Source organism: Candidatus Dormiibacterota bacterium (genome assembly GCA_036495095.1).
GTDB lineage: Bacteria > Chloroflexota > Dormibacteria > Aeolococcales > Aeolococcaceae > CF-96.
On the sequence record DASXNK010000202.1, the window covers coordinates 1 to 2546 of the forward strand.

Sequence of the window (2546 nt, forward strand, 5' to 3'; positions counted from 1 at the left end):
GCTCGGCCCCGGCGAGGGCCATGGTGGCGCCGGGGCGCCCGCCGCCGCGCACCCCGGCGGGGCCGGCGACGGTGCCGTCGGGGAGCACGCAGCGGCGCGCGCCGGCGGCGAGGGCGGCGCGGGCGGCGCCGAGGTCGGCGACCAGCACCACCCCGTCGAGGCAATGGGCGAGGGCGCCGGCGGCACCGGCAGAGGCGTCGACAGCGTCGATGGCGCGGCGGGCGGCGTGCGGTGCGGAGATCGCGGGGGGCACCGCGAGGCCGGTGGCGAGCACCTCCTCGCGCAGCTCCTGGCCGGCGAGGAGCGCCCGGGCGGCGTCGAGGTCGGCGACCAGCCAGGCGGCGAGGTGCGGCTCCAGGGCCGCCTCCACCGCGGCCTCGTCGGCGGCGTCGAGGACGCGCACCCGCTCGACCAGGCGGACGGCCTCGAGCCGGCCCGCCCGCACCGCGGCGGCCACCGCGCCGCCGCCGAGGGCACCCTCGAGCCGGCCCCGCACCGCCGCGGCGCGGGCGGCGGTCTCGCGCACCGCGGTGTGGGCCGCGGTCTCGGCCGACCGTGCCGCGGTCGCCAGCTCGCGGGCGTCCGACACCTCGGCACGGACCACGCCGAGCGCCGCCTCGGCCGCCGCCGCGGCGCCCGCCAGCCCGGCGGCCCGCTCCGACGCCGTGCGCGCCTCCCCCGCCAGCGCCGCCGCGTGATCGCGGGCGTGCGCCGCCTCGGCGACCAGGCCGGCGGCGGTCTCCTCGAGCAGCCCGGCGCGCATGCCGTGGTCGCGGGCGGCGGTGGCCGCGGTGGCGTGGCGCCGCTGCGCCGCGGCCAGCTCGCGCTCGGCGGCGGCGAGCTCGCGGCCGGCGGCGTCGGCGGCGCCCGCCGCCGCGCCGTGGGCGGCGCGGGTGACCGCGAGCCGCCCGTCGAGCTCGGCGAGGAGCCGCCCGGCCGCCGCCTCGCCCTCCGCCAGCTCCTCGATCAGCCCGCCCTGGACCGCGGCGTCGGCGGTTGCGGCGGCCCACTCGGCGCCGGCCGCGGCCCTGGCGACCCCGGCGGCGGCGGCGCCGTCCGCCCAGCGACGCAGGTCGCCGGCGGCGCGCTCGGCGGCGAGGCGAGTCTGCTCGAGCCGCTCGGCGGCGGCGCGCTGCGCCGCCCGGGCCGCCGCCAGGCGCTCGCCCTCGGCCTCGAGCCGGGTGGCGAACCCGGCCTCGGCCTCGCGAGCCGCCTCGGCGCGGGCCAGGGCGGCGGTCACCCGGGCACGGGCACGCCGCGCCTGGGCACGGGCCGCCCGCCACGCCTCGCGCGCCAGGCTGCCCCGCAGCTCGCCCAGACGGGCGACCAGCCGGCGCTGCTCCAGCGCCGCCTCGACCTGCGACTCGAGCTCGGCGAGGCGCGGCTCGGCCTCGGCGAGCAGGTCGGTGAGCCGGAGCAGCCGGGTCTCGGTCGCGGCCACCCGGCCGATCGCGTCCTCGCGGGCGGCGCGCAGCCCGCGCACCCCGGCGGCCTCCTCGACCAGGCTGCGGCGCTGCGCCGGGGTGGCCTCGATCACCCCGTCGACGTCGTTCTGGGCGACCACCGAATAGCCGTTCTGGGTGAGGCCGGTGGCGGTGAGCAGGCGCTCGAGGTCGCGCAGCCGCACCCGGGAGCCGTTGAGCCGGTACTCGCTGTCGCCGTTGCGCGTCACCCGGCGGGAGATCGAGACCTCGGTGTCGTCGACCGGCAGCCGGCCGTCCTGGTTGTCGAGGACGAGCTCCACCTGGGCCATCCCCATCGGCGACCGCCCGGCCCCGCCGGAGTAGATCACCTCGTCCATGCGGGCGCCGCGCAGCTCGCGGGCGTTGGTCTCGCCCAGCGCCCAGCGGATGGCGTCGACCAGGTTGCTCTTCCCGCTGCCGTTGGGCCCCACCACCGCGGTGACCCCGGGGTCGAGGGCGGCCTCGGTCCGGGTCGCGAACGTCTTGAACCCGCTCAACCGGACGCGGCACAACCTCATCCGGTCGATTCTCCGGTGGCGGCCGGGTGGCCGTCAACCGGGGGTCCCCACATGCTGGGCCCGCGAGGCGGGCGGAACACAAGATGTGGGGGACCAGCCCTCACTCGGCCGGAGGTCCCGGATCGCCGGAGGAGGATGGGCGGCGGCGTGGGCGCCGCGCCCGGGGGGCGCTCGCGGTCGCCGGCGCGGCGGGTTCGGACGCCGGCACCCGCGGTGCCTCGGGAGCGGCATCGGCGGCGGCCGCGGCGGGCGCGGCGGGGCGGCGGCGCGGACGCCGGGCCGGAGCGGTCGCGGGGGCGGCCGCCTCGACGGGTGCGGGGGCGACCTCCGCCTCCGGAGCCTCCGCCGCCGGCGGGGACGAGGGCTCGCCGGCGCGGCGGCGGGGACGGCGGGCGCGCGGCGCCGGCGTGGCGGCGGCGGGCGTCGCCGGCTCCGGCGCGGGCTCGACCGCAGCCACCGCGGCCACCGGCGTCTCCTCGGTGGTGGCGGCTGCCGCCGGCGCCGGCCGGCGGCGGGGGCGCCGGGCCCGGCCGGTTGCGGGCGCCGCGGCGGGCTCCACGACCTC

Annotated in this window: 2 protein-coding genes; both read right to left on the reverse strand. The window is 82.2% G+C overall.

Translation table 11 applies throughout. The annotated features are described in order from the left end of the window. Positions 1-1981: AAA family ATPase (locus tag VGL20_20710; protein ID HEY2706111.1), on the reverse strand; the 1981-nt coding region annotated here is incomplete at its 3' end. Positions 1982-2081: 100 nt separating this feature from the next. Next, on the reverse strand, positions 2082-2546 hold a 465-nt coding region (locus VGL20_20715; protein ID HEY2706112.1), incomplete at its 5' end, for a hypothetical protein.